Origin of the sequence: Pseudescherichia sp., assembly GCF_031998825.1 — a bacterium.
GTDB lineage: Bacteria > Pseudomonadota > Gammaproteobacteria > Enterobacterales > Enterobacteriaceae > Pseudescherichia.
Window position 1 is genome coordinate 14,141 of the sequence record NZ_DAMACX010000041.1, and the last position, 18,641, is coordinate 32,781.

Annotated in this window: 17 protein-coding genes and 1 tRNA gene; 6 read left to right on the plus strand and 12 right to left on the minus strand. The window is 57.6% G+C overall.

Going from position 1 to position 18,641, the window contains the following annotated elements; genetic code table 11:
• Nucleotides 1-363: 363 nt before the first annotated feature.
• Nucleotides 364-693, minus strand: coding sequence for a thioredoxin TrxA (gene trxA / locus RTP97_RS16670; RefSeq protein WP_042394997.1), 330 nt, complete (start codon nt 691-693; stop codon nt 364-366).
• 135 nt (nt 694-828) lie between these two features.
• On the opposite strand from trxA, the gene rhlB reads away from it, so the two are divergent.
• Entirely contained in the window at nt 829-2,100 is a 1,272-nt protein-coding gene (rhlB, locus tag RTP97_RS16675; RefSeq protein ID WP_312415659.1) for an ATP-dependent RNA helicase RhlB, read from the plus strand.
• A 7-nt stretch (nt 2,101-2,107) separates the two neighbouring features.
• Nucleotides 2,108-3,592: a guanosine-5'-triphosphate,3'-diphosphate diphosphatase gene (gppA, locus tag RTP97_RS16680; protein WP_312415661.1), complete on the plus strand. Its 1,485-nt coding sequence runs from the start codon at nt 2,108-2,110 to the stop codon at nt 3,590-3,592.
• A gap of 49 nt (nt 3,593-3,641) precedes the next feature.
• On the opposite strand, the gene rep is transcribed toward gppA, so the two are convergent.
• Nucleotides 3,642-5,663, minus strand: coding sequence for a DNA helicase Rep (gene rep, locus RTP97_RS16685; RefSeq protein WP_312415663.1), 2,022 nt, complete (start codon nt 5,661-5,663; stop codon nt 3,642-3,644).
• Nucleotides 5,664-5,746: 83 nt separating this feature from the next.
• Here rep and ppiC point away from each other — a divergent pair, with 83 nt between their 5' ends.
• Complete coding sequence (gene ppiC, locus RTP97_RS16690) at nt 5,747-6,028, plus strand: peptidylprolyl isomerase PpiC (protein ID WP_024555327.1); 282 nt, start codon at nt 5,747-5,749, stop codon at nt 6,026-6,028.
• Nucleotides 6,029-6,120: 92 nt separating this feature from the next.
• Here ppiC and ilvC read toward each other — a convergent pair whose 3' ends face one another.
• Nucleotides 6,121-7,596 (minus strand): ketol-acid reductoisomerase, encoded by a 1,476-nt coding sequence (gene ilvC, locus RTP97_RS16695; RefSeq protein WP_312415665.1) that lies wholly within the window; start codon nt 7,594-7,596, stop codon nt 6,121-6,123.
• 163 nt (nt 7,597-7,759) lie between these two features.
• Between ilvC and ilvY the strand changes: the two genes are divergently transcribed.
• Complete coding sequence (gene ilvY / locus RTP97_RS16700; protein WP_312415668.1) at nt 7,760-8,650, plus strand: HTH-type transcriptional activator IlvY; 891 nt, start codon at nt 7,760-7,762, stop codon at nt 8,648-8,650.
• Here ilvY and ilvA read toward each other — a convergent pair.
• The 7 genes from ilvA to ilvL all read right to left on the minus strand — a co-directional run bounded on the left by ilvA (nt 8,647) and on the right by ilvL (nt 15,194).
• Nucleotides 8,647-10,191, minus strand: coding sequence for a threonine ammonia-lyase, biosynthetic (ilvA, locus tag RTP97_RS16705; protein ID WP_312415670.1), 1,545 nt, complete (start codon nt 10,189-10,191; stop codon nt 8,647-8,649). The two genes, ilvY and ilvA, sit on opposite strands and share 4 nt — an antisense overlap.
• A 2-nt stretch (nt 10,192-10,193) precedes the next feature.
• Complete coding sequence (gene ilvD, locus RTP97_RS16710) at nt 10,194-12,044, minus strand: dihydroxy-acid dehydratase (RefSeq protein WP_312415673.1); 1,851 nt, start codon at nt 12,042-12,044, stop codon at nt 10,194-10,196.
• A gap of 58 nt (nt 12,045-12,102) precedes the next feature.
• Nucleotides 12,103-13,032 carry a branched-chain amino acid transaminase gene (locus RTP97_RS16715; protein WP_042395023.1) on the minus strand — a complete coding sequence of 310 codons (930 nt, stop codon included), beginning with the start codon at nt 13,030-13,032 and terminating at the stop codon, nt 12,103-12,105.
• A 17-nt stretch (nt 13,033-13,049) separates the two neighbouring features.
• Nucleotides 13,050-13,313 (minus strand): acetolactate synthase 2 small subunit, encoded by a 264-nt coding sequence (gene ilvM / locus RTP97_RS16720; protein ID WP_312213889.1) that lies wholly within the window; start codon nt 13,311-13,313, stop codon nt 13,050-13,052.
• A complete protein-coding gene (gene ilvG / locus RTP97_RS16725; RefSeq protein ID WP_312415676.1) occupies nt 13,310-14,956 on the minus strand; it encodes an acetolactate synthase 2 catalytic subunit in 1,647 nt (548 codons plus the stop codon). The genes ilvM and ilvG overlap by 4 nt, the downstream gene beginning before the upstream one ends.
• A 2-nt stretch (nt 14,957-14,958) precedes the next feature.
• Complete coding sequence (gene ilvX / locus RTP97_RS16730; RefSeq protein ID WP_312229929.1) at nt 14,959-15,009, minus strand: peptide IlvX; 51 nt, start codon at nt 15,007-15,009, stop codon at nt 14,959-14,961.
• An 86-nt stretch (nt 15,010-15,095) separates the two neighbouring features.
• Nucleotides 15,096-15,194 carry an ilv operon leader peptide gene (gene ilvL, locus RTP97_RS16735; protein ID WP_001311244.1) on the minus strand — a complete coding sequence of 33 codons (99 nt, stop codon included), beginning with the start codon at nt 15,192-15,194 and terminating at the stop codon, nt 15,096-15,098.
• A 320-nt stretch (nt 15,195-15,514) separates the two neighbouring features.
• Between ilvL and RTP97_RS16740 the strand changes: the two genes are divergently transcribed.
• On the plus strand, nt 15,515-17,035 hold the full coding sequence (locus RTP97_RS16740) for a YifB family Mg chelatase-like AAA ATPase (RefSeq protein ID WP_312415679.1): 1,521 nt from the start codon (nt 15,515-15,517) through the stop codon (nt 17,033-17,035).
• A gap of 26 nt (nt 17,036-17,061) precedes the next feature.
• On the opposite strand, the gene maoP is transcribed toward RTP97_RS16740, so the two are convergent.
• Entirely contained in the window at nt 17,062-17,400 is a 339-nt protein-coding gene (gene maoP / locus RTP97_RS16745; protein ID WP_042395035.1) for a macrodomain Ori organization protein MaoP, read from the minus strand.
• 88 nt (nt 17,401-17,488) lie between these two features.
• Between maoP and hdfR the strand changes: the two genes are divergently transcribed.
• A complete protein-coding gene (gene hdfR / locus RTP97_RS16750; protein ID WP_409418544.1) occupies nt 17,489-18,340 on the plus strand; it encodes an HTH-type transcriptional regulator HdfR in 852 nt (283 codons plus the stop codon).
• Between the two features lie 115 nt (nt 18,341-18,455).
• On the opposite strand, the gene RTP97_RS16755 is transcribed toward hdfR, so the two are convergent.
• Nucleotides 18,456-18,531 (minus strand) — tRNA-Trp (locus RTP97_RS16755).
• Between the last annotated feature and the right edge of the window lie 110 nt (nt 18,532-18,641).

An 18,641-nucleotide genomic window follows, 5' to 3' on the forward strand; every position in this document is an offset into this window, starting at 1 on the left:
GGGTTCTTAAACTCGGGGTAAATCTCGAACTTAATTTGTGAATGGTATGGCAGGATCATCCATGCCTGTTAGCGGCCATCAACTCATGTCTGTTCGCTGTCTGCTTACAGGAAGAACACAGAACTGAAACGACAAGACGGATTGAGTGACAAGCCCGGAATCTATCCACTTCTCTCGCGGCGCTGTGGCTGGCGGGAAGCATCGGGTACAACATGATTCAAACTGACAAACGGTTCAAACTGACAAAGTTCAAACGACAAAGATATGTTTATTTCGAAGTCAAAACTAACTTAGCACGACTAAAGCCGGGCGTCCAGCAATCCACTAAAATTAGGAGTGCCAGACGCCAGACGGTTAGCGTGCTTACGCCAGGTTGGCGTCGAGGAACTCTTTCAGCTGCCCTTTGGACAGTGCGCCTACCTTGGTGGCCGCCACTTCGCCGTTTTTGAACAGCAGCAGGGTCGGGATACCACGGATGCCGTATTTCGGCGCGGTGCCTGGGTTCTGGTCGATGTTCAGCTTAGCCACGGTCAGTTTACCCTGGTACTCGTCAGCGATCTCATCCAGAATCGGGGCGATCATTTTGCACGGACCACACCACTCTGCCCAGAAATCGACGAGGGTCAGCCCTTCCGCTTTGAGTACGTCCGTGTCAAAACTGTCGTCGGTCAGGTGAATAATTTTATCGCTCATATTTACTCCACAGGATTATGTCTACCTTATTAAGGTCTGTAGCATAGCCTGGCTAAAGGTTGACGTTATTTCACCCCGTTTATTTGAACGGATGTGCTTTCGTAAAGCAATAGTAAACTGATATTCTACCACACTATGAGCAAAACACATTTAACAGAACAGAAGTTTTCCGACTTCGCCCTGCACCCGAAGGTGATTGAAGCCCTTGAAAATAAAGGCTTTCATAACTGCACACCTATTCAGGCACTGGCCCTTCCGCTAACGCTGGCGGGTCGTGATGTTGCGGGACAGGCGCAAACCGGTACCGGCAAAACGATGGCGTTTCTGACGTCAACGTTTCATTATCTTCTCTCTCACCCGGCGATCGAAGACCGCAAGGTGAACCAACCGCGCGCGCTGATCATGGCTCCAACCCGTGAACTGGCGGTGCAAATTCATGCTGATGCTGAGCCGCTGGCGCAGACCACCGGCCTGAAATTAGGTCTCGCCTACGGCGGCGACGGCTATGACAAACAGCTTAAGGTGCTGGAGAGCGGCGTTGATATCCTTATCGGCACCACCGGCCGCCTGATCGATTACGCAAAACAGAACCATATCAACCTGGGCGCGATCCAGGTCGTGGTGCTGGACGAAGCCGATCGCATGTACGATCTCGGCTTTATTAAAGACATCCGCTGGCTGTTCCGTCGCATGCCTGCGGCAAACCAGCGCCTGAACATGCTCTTCTCTGCAACACTCTCTTACCGCGTGCGTGAGCTGGCGTTTGAGCAGATGAACAACGCCGAGTATGTAGAAGTGGAACCGGAACAGAAAACCGGCCACCGTATTAAAGAAGAGCTTTTCTACCCGTCTAACGAAGAGAAAATGCGTCTCCTGCAGACGCTGATCGAAGAGGAGTGGCCGGATCGCGCCATCATCTTCGCCAACACCAAGCACCGCTGCGAGGATATCTGGGGTCATCTGGCCGCCGATGGTCACCGCGTTGGCCTGCTGACCGGCGACGTCGCGCAGAAAAAACGCCTGCGGATCCTCGAAGAGTTTACCCGTGGCGATCTGGACATCCTGGTGGCGACCGACGTTGCTGCCCGCGGCCTCCATATTCCTGCCGTGACCCACGTCTTTAACTACGATCTGCCGGATGACTGCGAAGACTACGTTCACCGTATCGGCCGTACCGGTCGCGCGGGCGCAAGCGGGCACTCTATCAGCCTCGCCTGTGAAGAGTATGCTCTGAACCTGCCGGCTATCGAGACCTATATCGATCACTCGATTCCAGTCAGTAAATACAATCCGGATGCGCTACTCAGCGAGCTGCCGCCGCCGAAGCGCCTGCCGCGCACTCGCCCGGCTAACGGCCCGCGCCGCACCGGTGGTGGTGCGCCACGTAACAGACGTCGTTCAGGTTAATTGTCCTATGCTCACCTCTAACTCGCTCTACGCCGCTATTGATTTAGGTTCGAACAGTTTTCATATGCTGGTTGTGCGCGAGGTAGCGGGGAGTATACAGACCCTGACCCGCATCAAACGTAAAGTACGCCTGGCGGCGGGACTGGACCGCGATAACCGGCTCTCGCCGGACGCCATGGCGCGCGGCTGGCAGTGCCTGCGCCTGTTTGCTGAGCGGCTGCAGGATATCCCGCCGATGCAGATCCGGGTGGTCGCCACGGCGACCCTCCGCCTGGCCGTTAACGCCGAGCAGTTTCTTGCCACCGCGCAGGAGATTTTAGGCACGCCTGTGCAGGTGATTAGCGGTGAAGATGAGGCGCGGCTGATCTATCAGGGCGTGGCCCATACTACCGGCGGGGACGATCGCCGCCTGGTGGTCGATATCGGCGGTGCCAGCACCGAACTGGTGACCGGCACCGGCGCCCACGCTACCTCCCTCTTTAGCCTGTCGATGGGCTGTGTCACCTGGCTCGAACGCTTCTTTACCGATCGTAACCTGGCTCAGGAAAATTTCGACGCGGCGGAGAAGGCGGCGCGGGAGGTTCTGCTCCCGGTGGCCGATGAGCTGCGTCGTCACGGCTGGAAAATCTGCGTGGGTGCCTCCGGCACCGTTCAGGCGTTGCAGGAGATCATGATGGCGCAGGGCATGGATGAGTGCATCACCCTTGCCAAACTGCAGCAGCTAAAGCAGCGGGCTATTCAGTGTGGTCGTCTGGAAGAGCTGGAGATTGAAGGGCTGACGCTTGAACGGGCGCTGGTCTTCCCGAGCGGGCTGGCGATCCTCATTGCCATCTTTAGCGAGCTGGAGGTCCAGGGCATGACCCTGGCCGGCGGCGCGCTGCGTGAAGGACTGGTCTACGGCATGCTGCATCTGCCTGTCGATCACGATATTCGCAGCCGTACGCTGCGCAATCTTCAGCGTCGTTTTATGGTGGATTCCGGCCAGGCCCAGCGCGTGGCCCAGCTGGCCTCCCGCTTTGCGGAGCAGGTTCAGAGTGAGTGGCAGCTGGCGCCGTTAAGCCGCGAGCTGTTGCTTAGCGCCTGTCATCTGCATGAGATTGGCCTGAGCGTCGATTTTAAGCACGCTTCCCAGCATGCCGCCTACCTGGTGCGTAATCTGGATCTGCCGGGCTTTACGCCTGCACAGAAGAAGCTGCTGGCAACTCTCCTGCTCAACCAGACTAACCCGGTCGACCTCTCCTCGCTGCATCAGCAGAACGCCGTGCCGCCGCGTACGGCAGAGCACCTCTGCCGTCTGCTGCGTCTGGCGATTATCTTTGCCAGCCGCCGTCGGGATGAGTTTTTACCCGAGGTCTCCCTGGCTGCCAGCGGTGAAGTGCTAACGCTAACCCTGCCCGAGAGCTGGCTGGCGACGCATCCGCTGGGTGCTGAGATGCTCGGCCAGGAGTGCCAGTGGCAGAGCTACGTTCACTGGACGCTGGCGGTCAATTAGTCGGTTGTGTCGGGTGGCGCTGCGCTTACCCGACCTACCGGTTCCCTCACTATTTAGCTTTGGCTTTCGCCATCATTGCCCGGATATTGGCAATGCTCGCCTGCCCCTTGTGCATCCGCTCTTCTGCACTCACCACCTTACGCTCCTGCTCCCAAATCAGATCGTCCTGGGGTAACTCCAGCAGGAAACGGCTCGGCTCGGGCCGCACCAGCTCGCCATACTGACGCCGCTCTTTGCACAGGGTAAAGTTCAGCTCCTTTTGCGCCCGGGTAATGCCGACGTAGGCCAGCCGACGCTCCTCGTCGATGTTCTCCTCATCGATGCTGCTCTGGTGGGGCAGCAGCCCCTCTTCCATGCCGACCAGGAAAACGTAGGGGAACTCCAGGCCCTTGGAGGCGTGCAGGGTCATGAGCTGAACCTGATCCGACTCCTCATCGCTTTCACCCCGCTCCATCATGTCGCGCAGGGTAAAGCGCGTCACCACCTGGGTGAGGGTCATCGGCTCGTCAATCTCGGAACCTTCCAGCATCTCGGTCATCCAGCTAAAGAGCGTATTGACGTTTTTCATCCGCATCTCAGCGGCCTTCGGACTGGGGGAGGTCTCATACAGCCAGGATTCATAGTCGATACCGTGGATCAGGTCACGCACCGCAGCAATCGGCTCCCGTTCAGAGAGACGCTGTACCTCGCTTAGCCAGTGGGTAAAGCGGGTCAGCGATTCATACCCGCGCCCGCTCAGCGTCTGGGTGAGGCCCATGTCAAAGCTGGCGGCAAACAGCCCTTTGTTGCGCGAGTTGGCCCACTCGCCCAGCTTTTGCAGCGTCGCCGGACCAATCTCGCGCTTCGGCGTATTAACGATACGCAGGAAGGCGCTGTCGTCGTCCGGATTGGTCAGTACCCGCAGGTAGGCCAGCAGATCCTTGATCTCCGGACGGGAGAAGAACGAGGTGCCGCCCGAAATACGGTACGGGATCCGGTTCTGCATCAGGAACTTTTCAAACACCCGCGACTGATGATTACCGCGATAGAGAATGGCGTAATCTTTGTACTGGGTCTTATTGATAAAGTGGTGTGCAATCAGCTCGCCCGTCACGCGCTCAGCCTCATGATCTTCATGGTTGGCGCTGAGCACCTTCAGCTCCGGCCCGTAGCCCAGCTCTGAAAAGAGCTTTTTTTCAAAAACGTGTGGGTTATTGGCGATCAGAATGTTGGCCGCCTTCAGGATACGTCCTGACGAACGGTAGTTCTGCTCCAGTTTGATCACCTGCAGCGCCGGGAAATCCTCGCTGAGCAGGACCAGGTTCTGCGGACGCGCCCCGCGCCAGGAGTAGATCGACTGGTCGTCATCACCTACTACCGTAAAGCGCGCCCGTGCCCCCACCAGCAGCTTAACCAGCTCGTACTGGCTGGTGTTGGTATCCTGATACTCATCTACCAGCAGGTAGCGGATCTTGTTCTGCCAGCGCTCGCGCACCTCTTCGTTACGCTGGAGCAGCAGGGTCGGGAGCAGGATCAGATCGTCGAAGTCCAGTACGTTACAGGCCTTCATATGGGCATCATACAGGCTATAGCAGTGGGCAAAGATACGGTCCCGCTCACCCCTGGCCTGCGCGGCCGCCTGCGCCGGGGTCATCAGATCGTTTTTCCAGTTGGAGATCGTCGAGATCAGCTGCTGGAGGATCGTTTTATCGTCCTCGATCAGCCCCTCGGTCAGATCCTTAAGCAACGCCACCTGATCGGTATCGTCAAAGAGCGAAAAGTTAGATTTCATGCCCAGCGCGGCGTGCTCGCGCTTGATGATATCCAGCCCCAGGGTGTGGAAGGTGGAGATCATCAGGCCGCGTGCCTCTTTGCGACCCAGCGTTTGGCCCACACGCTCTTTCATCTCACGTGCGGCTTTGTTGGTAAAGGTCACCGCCGCGATATGCCGGGCCTGGTAGCCGCAGCCGCGGATCAGATGCGCTATCTTGTTGGTAATGACGCGGGTTTTACCGGATCCAGCCCCTGCCAGTACCAGGCAGGGTCCGGTGACGAATTCGACGGCTTGCTGTTGCCCTGGATTTAGACGCATGGGATCACTCAATGAAAGTCGGGAGAGGAGAAAAAACGCGTGGTAGTATAGCCAGCCTAAACCACCCCACTCAAGGCACGATCATGGCAAAAACAGCGGCAGCAATGCATATCCTTGTTAAAGAAGAGAAACTGGCTCTGGATCTTCTGGAGCAGATCAAAAATGGCGGCGACTTCGAGAAGCTGGCGAAGAAACACTCTACCTGCCCATCAGGTAAAAAGGGCGGACACTTGGGTGAATTCCGCCAGGGTCAGATGGTACCGGCCTTTGATAAGGTCGTTTTCTCCTGCCCGGTGCTGGAGCCAACCGGCCCGCTGCACACCCAGTTCGGTTACCACATCATCAAAGTGCTGTACCGCAATTAATAAAAAGCCCGGTGGCGCTAACGCTTACCGGGCCTACGATTTTGCACTTCTGTAGGTCGGGTAAGGCGTAGCCGCCACCCGACACATTTCGATTAACCCGCTACGGCGATACGCTTCATATCGGTCATATAGCCGCGCAGCTTCTGGCCCACTTTCTCGATCTCGTGGCTGCGAATCGCTTCGTTCACATCACGCAGCTGGGCGTTGTCTACCGTGGTGCCCTCTACCGCTTTGCCCAGATCCCCCGCCTGCAGAGTAGTCATGAACTCCTTCAGCAGCGGTACGCAGGCATAGGAGAAGAGGTAGTTGCCGTACTCTGCGGTATCGGAGATCACCACGTTCATCTCATACAGACGCTTACGCGCGATGGTGTTGGCGATCAGCGGCAGCTCGTGCAGTGATTCGTAGTAAGCGGACTCTTCAATGATGCCGGAATCAACCATGGTTTCGAATGCCAGCTCAACGCCCGCTTTCACCATCGCAATCATCAGTACACCTTTATCGAAGTACTCCTGCTCGCTGATTTTACCGTCAAACTGCGGCGCGGTCTCAAACGCGGTTTTGCCGGTCTCTTCACGCCAGGTCAGCAGGTTCTTATCGTCGTTAGCCCAGTCGGCCATCATGCCGGAGGAGAACTCCCCGGAGATGATGTCATCCATATGCTTCTGGAACAGCGGAGCCATAATCTCTTTCAGCTGCTCCGAGAGCGCGTAGGCACGCAGCTTCGCCGGGTTAGAGAGACGGTCCATCATCAGGGTGATACCGCCCTGCTTCAGCGCTTCGGTAATGGTCTCCCAGCCGAACTGAATCAGTTTTTCGGCATAGGCCGGGTCGGTACCCTCTTCCACCAGCTTATCGAAGCAGAGCAGCGAGCCGGCCTGCAGCATACCGCACAGGATAGTCTGCTCGCCCATCAGGTCAGATTTCACTTCCGCAACGAAGGAGGACTCCAGCACGCCCGCACGGTGACCGCCGGTGGCTGCGGCCCAGGCTTTAGCAATCGCCATGCCTTCGCCTTTCGGATCGTTCTCCGGGTGCACGGCGATCAGCGTCGGCACGCCAAAACCACGCTTGTACTCTTCACGCACTTCGGTACCCGGACATTTCGGGGCGACCATCACCACGGTGATATCTTTACGGATCTGCTCGCCTACTTCCACAATGTTGAAGCCGTGGGAGTAGCCCAGCGCCGCGCCGTCTTTCATCAGCGGCTGTACGGTGCGTACGACGTCAGAGTGCTGCTTGTCCGGCGTCAGGTTAACCACCAGGTCCGCCTGCGGGATCAGCTCTTCATAGGTGCCTACTTTAAACCCGTTTTCGGTCGCTTTACGCCATGAAGCGCGCTTCTCAGCAATTGCCTCTTTACGCAGCGCGTAGGAGATATCCAGACCGGAGTCGCGCATGTTCAGGCCCTGGTTCAGACCCTGAGCGCCACAGCCGACGATAACCACTTTTTTACCCTGCAGGTAGCTCGCGCCGTCAGCGAACTCATCGCGTCCCATAAAGCGACATTTACCCAGCTGGGCCAGCTGCTGGCGCAGGTTCAGTGTATTAAAGTAGTTAGCCATGGTGATACCTCGTGATGTTGTGTCGTGCTTATTGTTCGGTTCGCCTGTCGTGTCTTAGCAAGCGAGAATGAACCCACTATATGACAGGAAATGCGTTGCTGAAATTGATATATTCACAATATGACATTGCACTTTCTGCAACGTAAAAACCGAGGCTCTGCATATGGATCTGCGCGATCTAAAAATCTTTCTCCACCTGGCGGAGAGCCGCCACTTTGGCCGTAGCGCGCGGGCGATGCACGTCAGCCCGTCGACGCTTTCACGGCAGATCCAACGTCTGGAGGAGGATCTTGGCCAGCCGCTGTTTGTGCGCGACAATCGCACCGTTACCCTGACCGAGGCGGGTGACGAACTACGTACCTTCGCCCAGCAAACGCTGCTCCAGTACCAGCAGCTGCGTCACACCATCGACCAGAAGGGTCCCTCGCTCTCCGGCGAGCTGCGGCTGTTCTGCTCGGTGACCGCGGCCTACAGCCATCTGCCGCCGATCCTTGACCGGTTTCGCGCCGAACACCCCTCCGTCGAGATCAAGCTCACCACCGGAGACGCCGCCGATGCGGTAGAGCGCGTGGTCACCGGCGAGGCGGATCTGGCGATTGCGGGCAAGCCGGAGATGATGCCCGGCGCGGTGGCCTTTTCAATGCTGGAGAATCTGGCGATGGTGCTGATCGCTCCGGCGCTGCCCTGTCCGGTGCGCAGCCAGATTTCGGTGCCAGAGCCTGACTGGTCAACGGTGCCCTTTATCATGGCCGACCAGGGGCCGGTGAGAAAACGCATTGAGCTGTGGTTCCGGCGGCAGAAGATCAGCAATCCGTCGATCTACGCCACCGTTGGCGGCCATGAGGCAATGGTTTCGATGGTGGCCCTCGGCTGCGGCGTGGCGCTGATCCCGGAGGTGGTGCTGGAAAACAGCCCCGAGCCGGTGCGCAACCGCGTGATGATTTTAGAGCGCAGCGATGAGAAGACGCCGTTCGAGCTGGGCGTCTGCGCACAAAAAAAGCGGCTGCATGAGCCGCTGATTAGCGCGTTCTGGGAGATCCTGCCGAACCCTTAACCGGCAAGGAAGAAGCGGAACGCTGGGTTGTCGCTCTCGTTATGGCAGTAGTAGCCCAGCTCGCTCAGGCGGGTTTCGAAATCAGGCTCGTGCTCGCCCAGCTCAAAGGCGGCCAGCACCCGGCCATAGTCGGTGCCGTGGCTGCGGTAGTGGAACAGAGAGATGTTCCAGTGGGTTCCCAGCGTGTGCAAGAACTTCAGCAGCGCGCCGGGAGACTCCGGGAACTCAAAGCTGTAGAGACGCTCCTTCAGCGGCTTCGACGGACGACCGCCGACCATGTAGCGCACGTGCAGCTTGGCCATCTCATCGTCGGAGAGATCGACCACGCTGTAGCCGCCCTCGTTCAGCAGGGCGAGGATCTCTTTACGCTCCTCCAGCCCCCGGCTCAGGCGCACGCCCACAAAGATGCAGGCGTCGTGGGCATCAGCAAAGCGGTAGTTGAACTCGGTCACCGAGCGGCCGCCCAGCAGCTGGCAAAACTTCAGGAAGCTACCCTTCTCTTCGGGAATCGTCACCGCCAGCAGCGCTTCACGCTGTTCACCTAGCTCGCAGCGTTCGGAGACGTAGCGCAGGCCATGGAAGTTGACGTTCGCACCGGAGAGCACGTGCGCCAGCCGCTCGCCGCGGATGTTGTGCTGGGCGATGTACTTCTTCATACCCGCCAGCGCCAGCGCGCCGGAGGGCTCCGCCACCGCCCGCACATCCTCGAACAGATCCTTCATGGCGGCGCAGATCGCATCGCTGTCGACGGTAATGATATCGTCGAGGTATTCCCGGCAGACGCGGAAGGTCTCGTCGCCAATGCGTTTGACCGCTACCCCTTCGGCAAACAGCCCAACCCGGGGCAGATCCACCGGATGCCCGGCGTCCAGCGCCGCCTTCAGGCAGGCAGAATCTTCCGCCTCCACGGCAATCACCTTGATCTGCGGCATCAGTTGCTTGATCAGCACCGCCACGCCGGCCGCCAGGCCACCGCCACCAACCGGCACAAAGACGCGGTCGATGTGCGCATCCTGCTGGAGCAGCTCCAGCGCCAGGGTACCCTGTCCGGCAATCACCATCGGATGATCGAACGGCGGCACCCAGGTAAAGCCCTGCTGCTGGGACAGCTCGATGGCTTTCGCTTTCGCTTCATCGAAGTTTGCCCCGTAGAGCAGCACTTCGCCGCCAAAGTTGCGTACCGCATCGACTTTGATGTCAGCGGTGGCTACCGGCATCACGATCAGCGCCTTCAGCCCGAGACGTGCGGCCGAGAACGCCACCCCCTGCGCATGGTTGCCCGCCGACGCGGTGATCACGCCCCGCGCCTTCTGCTCTTCGGTCAGCCCGGCCATCATGGCGTAGGCCCCGCGCAGCTTGAAGCTGTGTACCGGCTGACGGTCTTCACGCTTCACCAGGATCACGTTATCCAGCCGCGACGAGAGCTTCTCCATCTTTTGCAGCGGCGTCACCTGCACCGCTTCATAGACCGGCGCGCGCAGCACCGCTCGCAGATACTCCGCCCCCTCAGGGGCGGCGGACAAGGGTTGGGATTCGGCCACGGTTAGCCTCCCAGTTTGGATTTATCGCGTACCGCGCCTTTGTCTGCGCTGGTCGCGAGGGTGGCGTAGGCACGTAATGCAAAGGAGACCTGACGCTCACGCGCTTTTGGCGTCCACGCTGCCGCACCGCGTGCCTCCTGCGCTTCCCGACGTGCGGCCAGCTCCTGATCGCTCACCTGCAGCTGAATACCGCGGTTTGGAATGTCGATAGCAATCATATCGCCATCTTCAATCAGCGCGATGCTACCGCCGCTGGCGGCTTCCGGAGAGACGTGACCAATGGAGAGTCCAGAGGTGCCGCCGGAGAAACGACCGTCGGTGATTAGCGCGCAGGCTTTGCCGAGGCCCATTGATTTCAGGAAGGTGGTTGGGTAGAGCATCTCCTGCATTCCCGGTCCGCCTTTCGGCCCTTCGTAGCGGATCACCACCACGTCGCCCGCGACAACTTTGCCGCCGAGAATCGCCTCCACCGCATCGTCCTGGCTTTCGTACACCTTCGCCGGACCGGTAAACTTGAGGATAGAGTCATCTACGCCCGCAGTTTTAACGATACAGCCATTTTCTGCGAAGTTGCCGTACAGCACCGCCAGACCACCATCTTTGCTGTACGCGTGCTCCAGCGAGCGGATGCAGCCTTCAGCACGATCGTCATCCAGCGTATCCCAGCGACAATCCTGCGAGAACGCCTGGGTAGTACGAATGCCCGCCGGACCCGCACGGAACATCTTTTTCACCGCCTCGTCCTGGGTCAGCATCACGTCATACTGCTCCAGCGTCTGCGGCAGCGTCAGTCCCAGCACGTTTTTTACGTTACGGTTCATCAGCCCGGCGCGATCCAGCTCGCCGAGGATGCCTAAAACGCCGCCGGCACGGTGCACATCTTCCATATGGTACTTCTGGGTACTTGGTGCGACCTTACAGAGCTGCGGCACCTTACGCGACATCCTGTCGATGTCGGTCATGGTGAAGTCAATTTCCGCTTCCTGGGCAGCAGCCAGCAGGTGCAGAACGGTATTGGTAGAGCCGCCCATAGCGATATCCAGCGTCATCGCATTTTCAAACGCGGCCTTGCTGGCGATGTTACGCGGCAGCGCACTCTCATCATCCTGCTCATAGTAACGTTTGGTCAGCTCAACAATGCGTGAACCCGCATTGAGAAACAGCTGCTTACGATCGGCGTGGGTCGCCAGCAGGGAGCCGTTGCCCGGCTGCGACAGGCCCAGCGCTTCGGTCAGGCAGTTCATGGAGTTGGCCGTGAACATGCCGGAGCAGGAGCCGCAGGTCGGACAGGCGGAGCGCTCAACCTGATCGCTCTGCTCATCGGACACTTTCGGGTCCGCGCCCTGGATCATGGCATCGACCAGGTCGAGCTTGATGATCTTATCGGAAAGCTTGGTCTTACCCGCTTCCATCGGCCCGCCGGAGACAAAAATAACCGGAATGTTCAGGCGCAGTGAGGCCATCAACATCCCCGGGGTGATTTTATCGCAGTTGGAGATACAGACCATGGCGTCCGCGCAGTGGGCGTTGACCATATACTCCACCGAGTCGGCGATCAGCTCGCGAGACGGCAGTGAATAGAGCATGCCTCCGTGGCCCATCGCGATACCGTCATCGACCGCAATGGTGTTGAACTCTTTTGCCACGCCGCCGGAGGCTTCAATCTGCTCGGCAACCAGCTTGCCCAGGTCGCGCAGATGCACGTGGCCCGGCACGAACTGGGTGAAGGAGTTCACCACGGCGATAATTGGCTTACCGAAGTCGGCGTCGGTCATCCCGGTTGCGCGCCACAGCGCGCGGGCACCTGCCATGTTACGGCCGTGGGTGGTGGTAGCGGAACGGTACTTAGGCATGCTTTACTCCCAACTCTATTTAATAAATGGGACGGTGCGTGCCGTCCCATATTGATGCTTATTGGTTAACCTGATCCAACCAGCCGTACTTATCTTCGGTTTCGCCGGTGAACAGGCCGAAGAACGCTTGCTGGATACGCTTGGTTACCGGGCCACAGCGGCCTTCGCCAACCTGAATACCATCTACGCTGCGAACCGGGGTGATCTCGGCGGCGGTACCTGACATGAAAACTTCATCGGCCAGGTAGAGGGATTCGCGGGAGAGCACCTGCTCGCGCACTTCGATACCGAGATCTTTCGCCAGCTTGATGATGGCGTCGCGGGTGATGCCCGGCAGCGCGGAAGAGGTAAACGGCGGGGTGAACAGAATACCGTCTTTCACTTCAAACAGGTTTTCACCCGCGCCTTCAGAGATGTAGCCGTTAACGTCCAGCGCAATCCCTTCCTGATAGCCGTGGCGGCGCGCTTCGCTGCCCACCAGCAGGGAGGAGAGGTAGTTACCGCCCGCTTTCGCCGCGGTCGGGATGGTGTTTGGCGCAACGCGGTTCCAGGAGGAGACCATCGCATCGATACCCTGGTCCAGCGCTTCCGCCCCCAGGTAGGCGCCCCACGGGAAGGCAGCGATGATCACATCGGTGCCGTAGCCGTCCGGCGGGTTCACGCCCATCCCGACGTCACCCACGAACACCAGCGGGCGAATATAGGCGCTGGTCAGGTTGTTTTTGCGGATCACTGCCCGGCAGGCTTCCATCAGTTCATCAACGCTTTGTGAAACCGGGAAACGATAGATTTTTGCTGAATCACGCAGACGCTGCATGTGTTCGCGATGGCGGAACACCACTGGCCCTTTGTGCGAATCGTAGCAGCGGATACCTTCAAATACAGAGGTACCGTAGTGCAACGCATGGGACATCACGTGTACTTTCGCTTCGCCCCACGGAACCATCTCGCCATTGAACCAAATGTAGTCAGCTTTCTTCGTCGTCATTTTTCTTCCTTTTGCGCTCAGGCGCGGATTTGTTGTGTTGGGGTTGAACGTTGTTGGATCTCGACGCGCGCTACGTCGACCAGTTTGCTCAACTGGCTAAACAGTAATTCGACAGAGCGCGGGCTGGCAACGGTCAATTCAATATTTATGCTCTGCGCATCGGTGGCGGTTTCCATATTCATGGCGCAAATCTGAAAGCCACGGTGGCGGACCACGCGTAAAACACGCTCTAACGTTTCCGGATTGAAGCGGGCCTGAACGGCGAGCTGATGTTGCATCATGATAATTTCTCCAGCATTTGTGCGTTGCTTGCACCGGGTGGCACCAGGGGCCAGACGTTCTCAAGCTCATCGATTGAGACATGAAGCAGGTAAGGCCCTTCGCTTGCGAGCATGGCGTCAAGTGCCGCTTCAACCTGGTCTTTACGGGTGATGTGCTGGCCGGGAATGCCGAAGGCACGGGCCAGCATGAGGAAATCGGGGTTGTCGGTCAGGGTGGTTTCGCTATAGCGCTCCTGGAAGAAGAGCTGCTGCCACTGGCGAACCATGCCTAAGCGTTGGTTATCCAGCAGGACGATCTTCAACGGCAGCTGCTTTCGCTTCACGGTGCCCAGCTCCTGCACGTTCATCATGAAGGAGCCGTCACCGGAGATACAGATTACGGTATCTTCCGGGCGCGCGACCTGTGCACCGACGGCGGCAGGCAGACCAAAGCCCATAGTGCCTAAGCCGCTGGAGGTGATGAAATTTTCCGGACGGCTGTAGGTCATATGCTGCGCGGACCACATCTGATGCTGGCCCACGTCGGTCGTGACGACGCTATCCTGCGGCTTGCGGTCAGAGAGCTGTTTTAACAGCAGCGGCGCGTAGATAGCCTCACCTGGGTGATCGTAACGCCACGCATATTCACGGCGCATCTCCGCGGCATGCTGACGCCATGCATCAACCGCTAACGGCTGCTGCAAAGCGGGCAGCAGCGTAGTGAGATCGCCCTGCAGCGCGACGTGCGCCTGACGCAGCTTGTTCATCTCTGCCGGGTCGATATCCATATGGATCACGCTGGCGTGCGGCGCAAAGGTGTTCAGCTTGCCGGTTACCCGGTCGTCGAAGCGCGCACCCACGGCGATAAGCAGGTCGCACTCCTGCACCGCCAGGTTGGCAGCCTTGGTGCCGTGCATTCCCAGCATGCCTAAGTAGTACGCATAGTCCGCCTCGACCGCTCCCAGCCCTTTCAGCGTGCAGGTAGCGGGGATTTGGGTCGCGGCGATAAACTCACGCAGCGCCGGAACGGCCTGCGCCATACCTACGCCACCGCCGACGTACAGCATCGGCTTCTGCGCCTGGGCCAGCATCCGACGGGCCTCAGCCACGTCAGCATGCGGGAAGGTGTCATCATCCTCAACGGTAGAGAAATGCGGCTCCAGCTCGCCCACGGCAACCTGGATATCTTTTGGAATATCGACCAGCACCGGGCCTGGACGGCCTGAGTTTGCCACCTGGAACGCTTCCGCCATTACGCGCGGCAGCTCCTCCAGCGACTGCACCAGGAAGCTATGCTTGGTGCAGGCCAGCGACAAACCGAGGACGTCCACTTCCTGAAACGCGTCGGTGCCAATAAACGGCGAGGCAACCTGGCCGGTGATAGCGACAACGGGAACCGAGTCGAGCAGCGCATCGGCGAGGCCGGTGATCAGATTGGTAGCACCGGGACCTGACGTCGCGATGCAGACGCCGGTTTTGCCGGTAGAGCGGGCGTAGCCGATGGCCGCCATGGCCGCGCCCTGCTCGTGGCGACACAGCAGATGTTCCACGCCGCCGTCATACAACGCATCGTAAACCGGCATAATTGCGCCGCCTGGGTAACCGAAGACCGTTTCGACCCCCTGCGCCCGCAATGCATGTACTACCCATTGTGCCCCATTCATAGTCAGTTCCCCGTCGTAAATCGTGAGAAACAGAATTTTGTGCTACAACTCATTCTTTGCTCCTCGCTGTTGTTTTAAGGCCATAAAAAAACCCCCGGACCTTTCGGTGCGGGGGTCTTAGTTCGTTAAGGCTTGTTTTTTAAGCCTTTCCTCGTCCAAGTGCAGCCCCGCACGGTGGGATAATAATCACCACCACGCTAATCACGACCAGGCTAATCACTCGTAGAAGGGCTGTCATTTTCTGTACTTTCTGGCTTCTTGTTCGAAGGAATACCTAAAGAGTTATCACAGTTTTTGCTAACGACACAAGATTTTTTTATAAGTTTTTTATGGGAGTGACGTCAGATATTCATAAAACGTATTGTTTTATATAACAAAAAGATTAAGTGAAAATAATTCACCTGCGAACGATTTTTCGCGGCTGCGCGCCTGCTTCCAGCATTGGGCACGCGTTGCATCACTGATGAAAATAGTGCTGAACCCAGGCCGTAAAAACGCCGATGCGTAGCTGTCGGTGAAAATCCACGGAGGCATAATCCTGCCGTTACAGGAGGAGCTATGTCACTGTCGGTTGTTTATACACGCGCGGCGTTAGGGATTACCGCACCACTTATTACGGTTGAGGTACACATCAGCGTGGGGCTTCCTGGCCTCACCATCGTTGGGCTGCCAGAAACCACCGTCAAAGAGGCACGCGATCGCGTGCGCAGCGCCATCATCAACAGCGGCTATACGTTTCCGGCAAAGAAGATCACCATTAACCTTGCGCCTGCGGATCTGCCTAAAGAGGGGGGACGCTATGATTTACCTATCGCTATAGCGCTTCTGGCAGCCTCTGAGCAGCTCAATGCATCTTACTTAAGTCACTATGAGTTTGTTGGTGAGCTCGCGCTTACAGGCGCACTACGTGGCGTTACCGCGGCAATCTCCAGCGCCCAGGAGGCGATTAGCGCAGGCAGGCAGATTATCGTGGCCGAAGATAACGCAGCGGAGGTGGGGTTGATCGAGGGCTTTCGCAGCCTGACTGCCGGGCATCTTCAGGAGGTATGTGCCTTTCTCGAAGGGAAGCATCAACTGCGTGAAGCCGCACCCGATAGGGATACTCTCCCTGTAGCTGAAGACGACCTTAGCGACGTGATTGGTCAGGAGCAGGGAAAACGGGCCTTGGAGATCACCGCTGCGGGTGGCCATAACCTGTTACTCATTGGCCCCCCCGGTACGGGTAAGACCATGCTGGCTAGCCGCCTGAATGGCCTGCTACCGCCGTTGAACAATCGGGAGGCGCTGGAGAGCGCAGCGATTGTCAGCCTGATCAATACCGCTATGTTGAAAAAGCAGTGGCGGCGCAGGCCCTTCCGCTCCCCCCACCACAGCGCCTCCCTGACCGCTATGGTGGGCGGCGGATCGATTCCCGGACCGGGAGAGATTTCACTGGCGCATAACGGTATCCTGTTTCTGGATGAGCTGCCGGAGTTTGAACGGCGCGTGCTGGATGCGCTACGTGAACCCATTGAGTCCGGGCAGATCCATATTTCGCGAACGCGGGCCAAGGTGACCTTCCCCGCCCGTTTTCAGCTGATAGCGGCGATGAATCCCAGCCCTACCGGTCACTACCAGGGAAACCATAATCGTGCATCCCCAGAGCAGACGCTGCGTTATTTGAGTAAGCTCTCCGGACCCTTCCTCGATCGCTTCGATCTCTCTCTGGAGATCCCTCTCCCCCCGCCGGGTCTGCTGCGTCAGACGGATAGCCGCAGCGAGCGTAGCGAGACGGTGCGCGCTCGTGTGCTGGCCGCACAGGCGATCCAGTACCAGCGGCAGCAGACGCTCAACGCCCGGCTTGAAAGCGCCGCTATACGCCAATACTGTCAGCTGGTGCCAGAGGATGCCGAATGGCTTGAAGAGACGCTTGCGCAGCTTGGGCTATCGATACGTGCATGGCAACGCCTGCTTAAGGTGGCGCGTACGATTGCCGATCTGCAAGAGAGTGAGACGATACGCAGAGAACATCTACAGGAGGCGCTGGGCTACCGCGCTATTGACCGCCTGCTTATTCACCTGCAGAAAATGATGGGATAAAAAACAGGGGCCGTAGCCCCTGCATCTTAATCGTCGGATTCGGTGTAATCTTCCGCACCTTCCATCTGCGGCTTACCGCCGGAGAGGGTATGAAAGCGTTTTGGACGCTTAATGCGCGTCATGTACTTACTCCAGACACGTTCCGCTTCGGTGACGGGCTCGCGTTGACCACGGCAGACGGCGACAAACAGCTCTTCTTCTTCTGTCACCGGCTCACGCTTGCCGAGATCGAGTTCATTGAAAGCATAACCGTGCCGCTCCAGCAGCTGCGCCTCTTTGATGGTGAAATCACCATGACGAGAGAACCCGCGCGGGTAGTATTTGTTGTCGAAAAAACGATTAGTCGTCGTAAAGCTTTCCGCCATCCTACACACTCCTAATTCTTTGGCCGAGCTATTTATGGCGCGGAGTATTAGTTACGCTTGACAGAGTGTAAAACAAAACATTTAAATCATAACGACAAATAATTTTGCGGAGAAAGCTGTGGATACGGAATTGCTAAAAACTTTCCTGGAAGTAAGCAGGACTCGTCACTTTGGACGCGCTGCAGAAGCGCTCTATCTGACACAATCAGCGGTCAGTTTTCGTATTCGCCAGCTTGAGAATCAGCTTGGAGTAAACCTCTTTACCCGTCACCGGAATAATATTCGTCTTACGGTGGCGGGTGAGAAACTTCTGCCCTATGCAGAGACGCTAATGAATACCTGGCAGGCAGCACGCAAGGAGGTAGCCCACAGCTCACAGCACAATGAGTTCTCTATTGGTGCCAGCGCCTCGCTATGGGAGTGTATGTTGAATGGTTGGCTAGGTCGGCTCTATCAGACACATAAAAGCTTACAATTTGAGGCTCGTATCGCACAGCGACAATCGTTAGTAAAACAGCTACATGAGCGTCAGCTGGATCTGCTGATTACTACTGAAGCACCAAAAATGGATGAGTTCAGTAGTCAGCTGCTGGGACATTTTGCCCTTGCGCTCTACTGTACCGTTCCGTCGCGCCTGAAATCGGCCCTGAACTATCTGCGTCTCGAGTGGGGTCCTGATTTCCAACAGCATGAGTCTGGCCTTATTGCCAGCGATGAGATCCCACTCCTGACAACCAGCTCCGCTGAAATTGCACGCCAACAGCTAGGATCGCTGGACGGCTGCACATGGCTGCCGGTCTCCTGGGCTAAGGACAAGCCCGATCTGCATATGGTGGCAGATACGCTGACGCTCTCGCGCCCGCTTTACGCTATCTGGCTACAGAACAGCGACAAGCAGAGTCAGATTAAAGATCTTTTAAAGACGAGTGTAATGGAATAACTCAAGGATACGGTGCAGGGACGCAGCGTATTTAAGAGAGTAAGAGAGGATTAAAGCAGGGAAAGCATAAACGACAGATAAAAAAAATCCTTTGCCTAAGCAAAGGATCCTAATATGGCAGGGGCGGAGAGACTCGAACTCGCGACACCCGGTTTTGGAGACCGGTGCTCTACCAACTGAGCTACGCCCCTAATATTCTTACTATTTACTATTAAGCCTGCTATAAATGAGCAGGCTTAATTTTATAATAAGTGGCGGAACGGACGGGACTCGAACCCGCGACCCCCTGCGTGACAGGCAG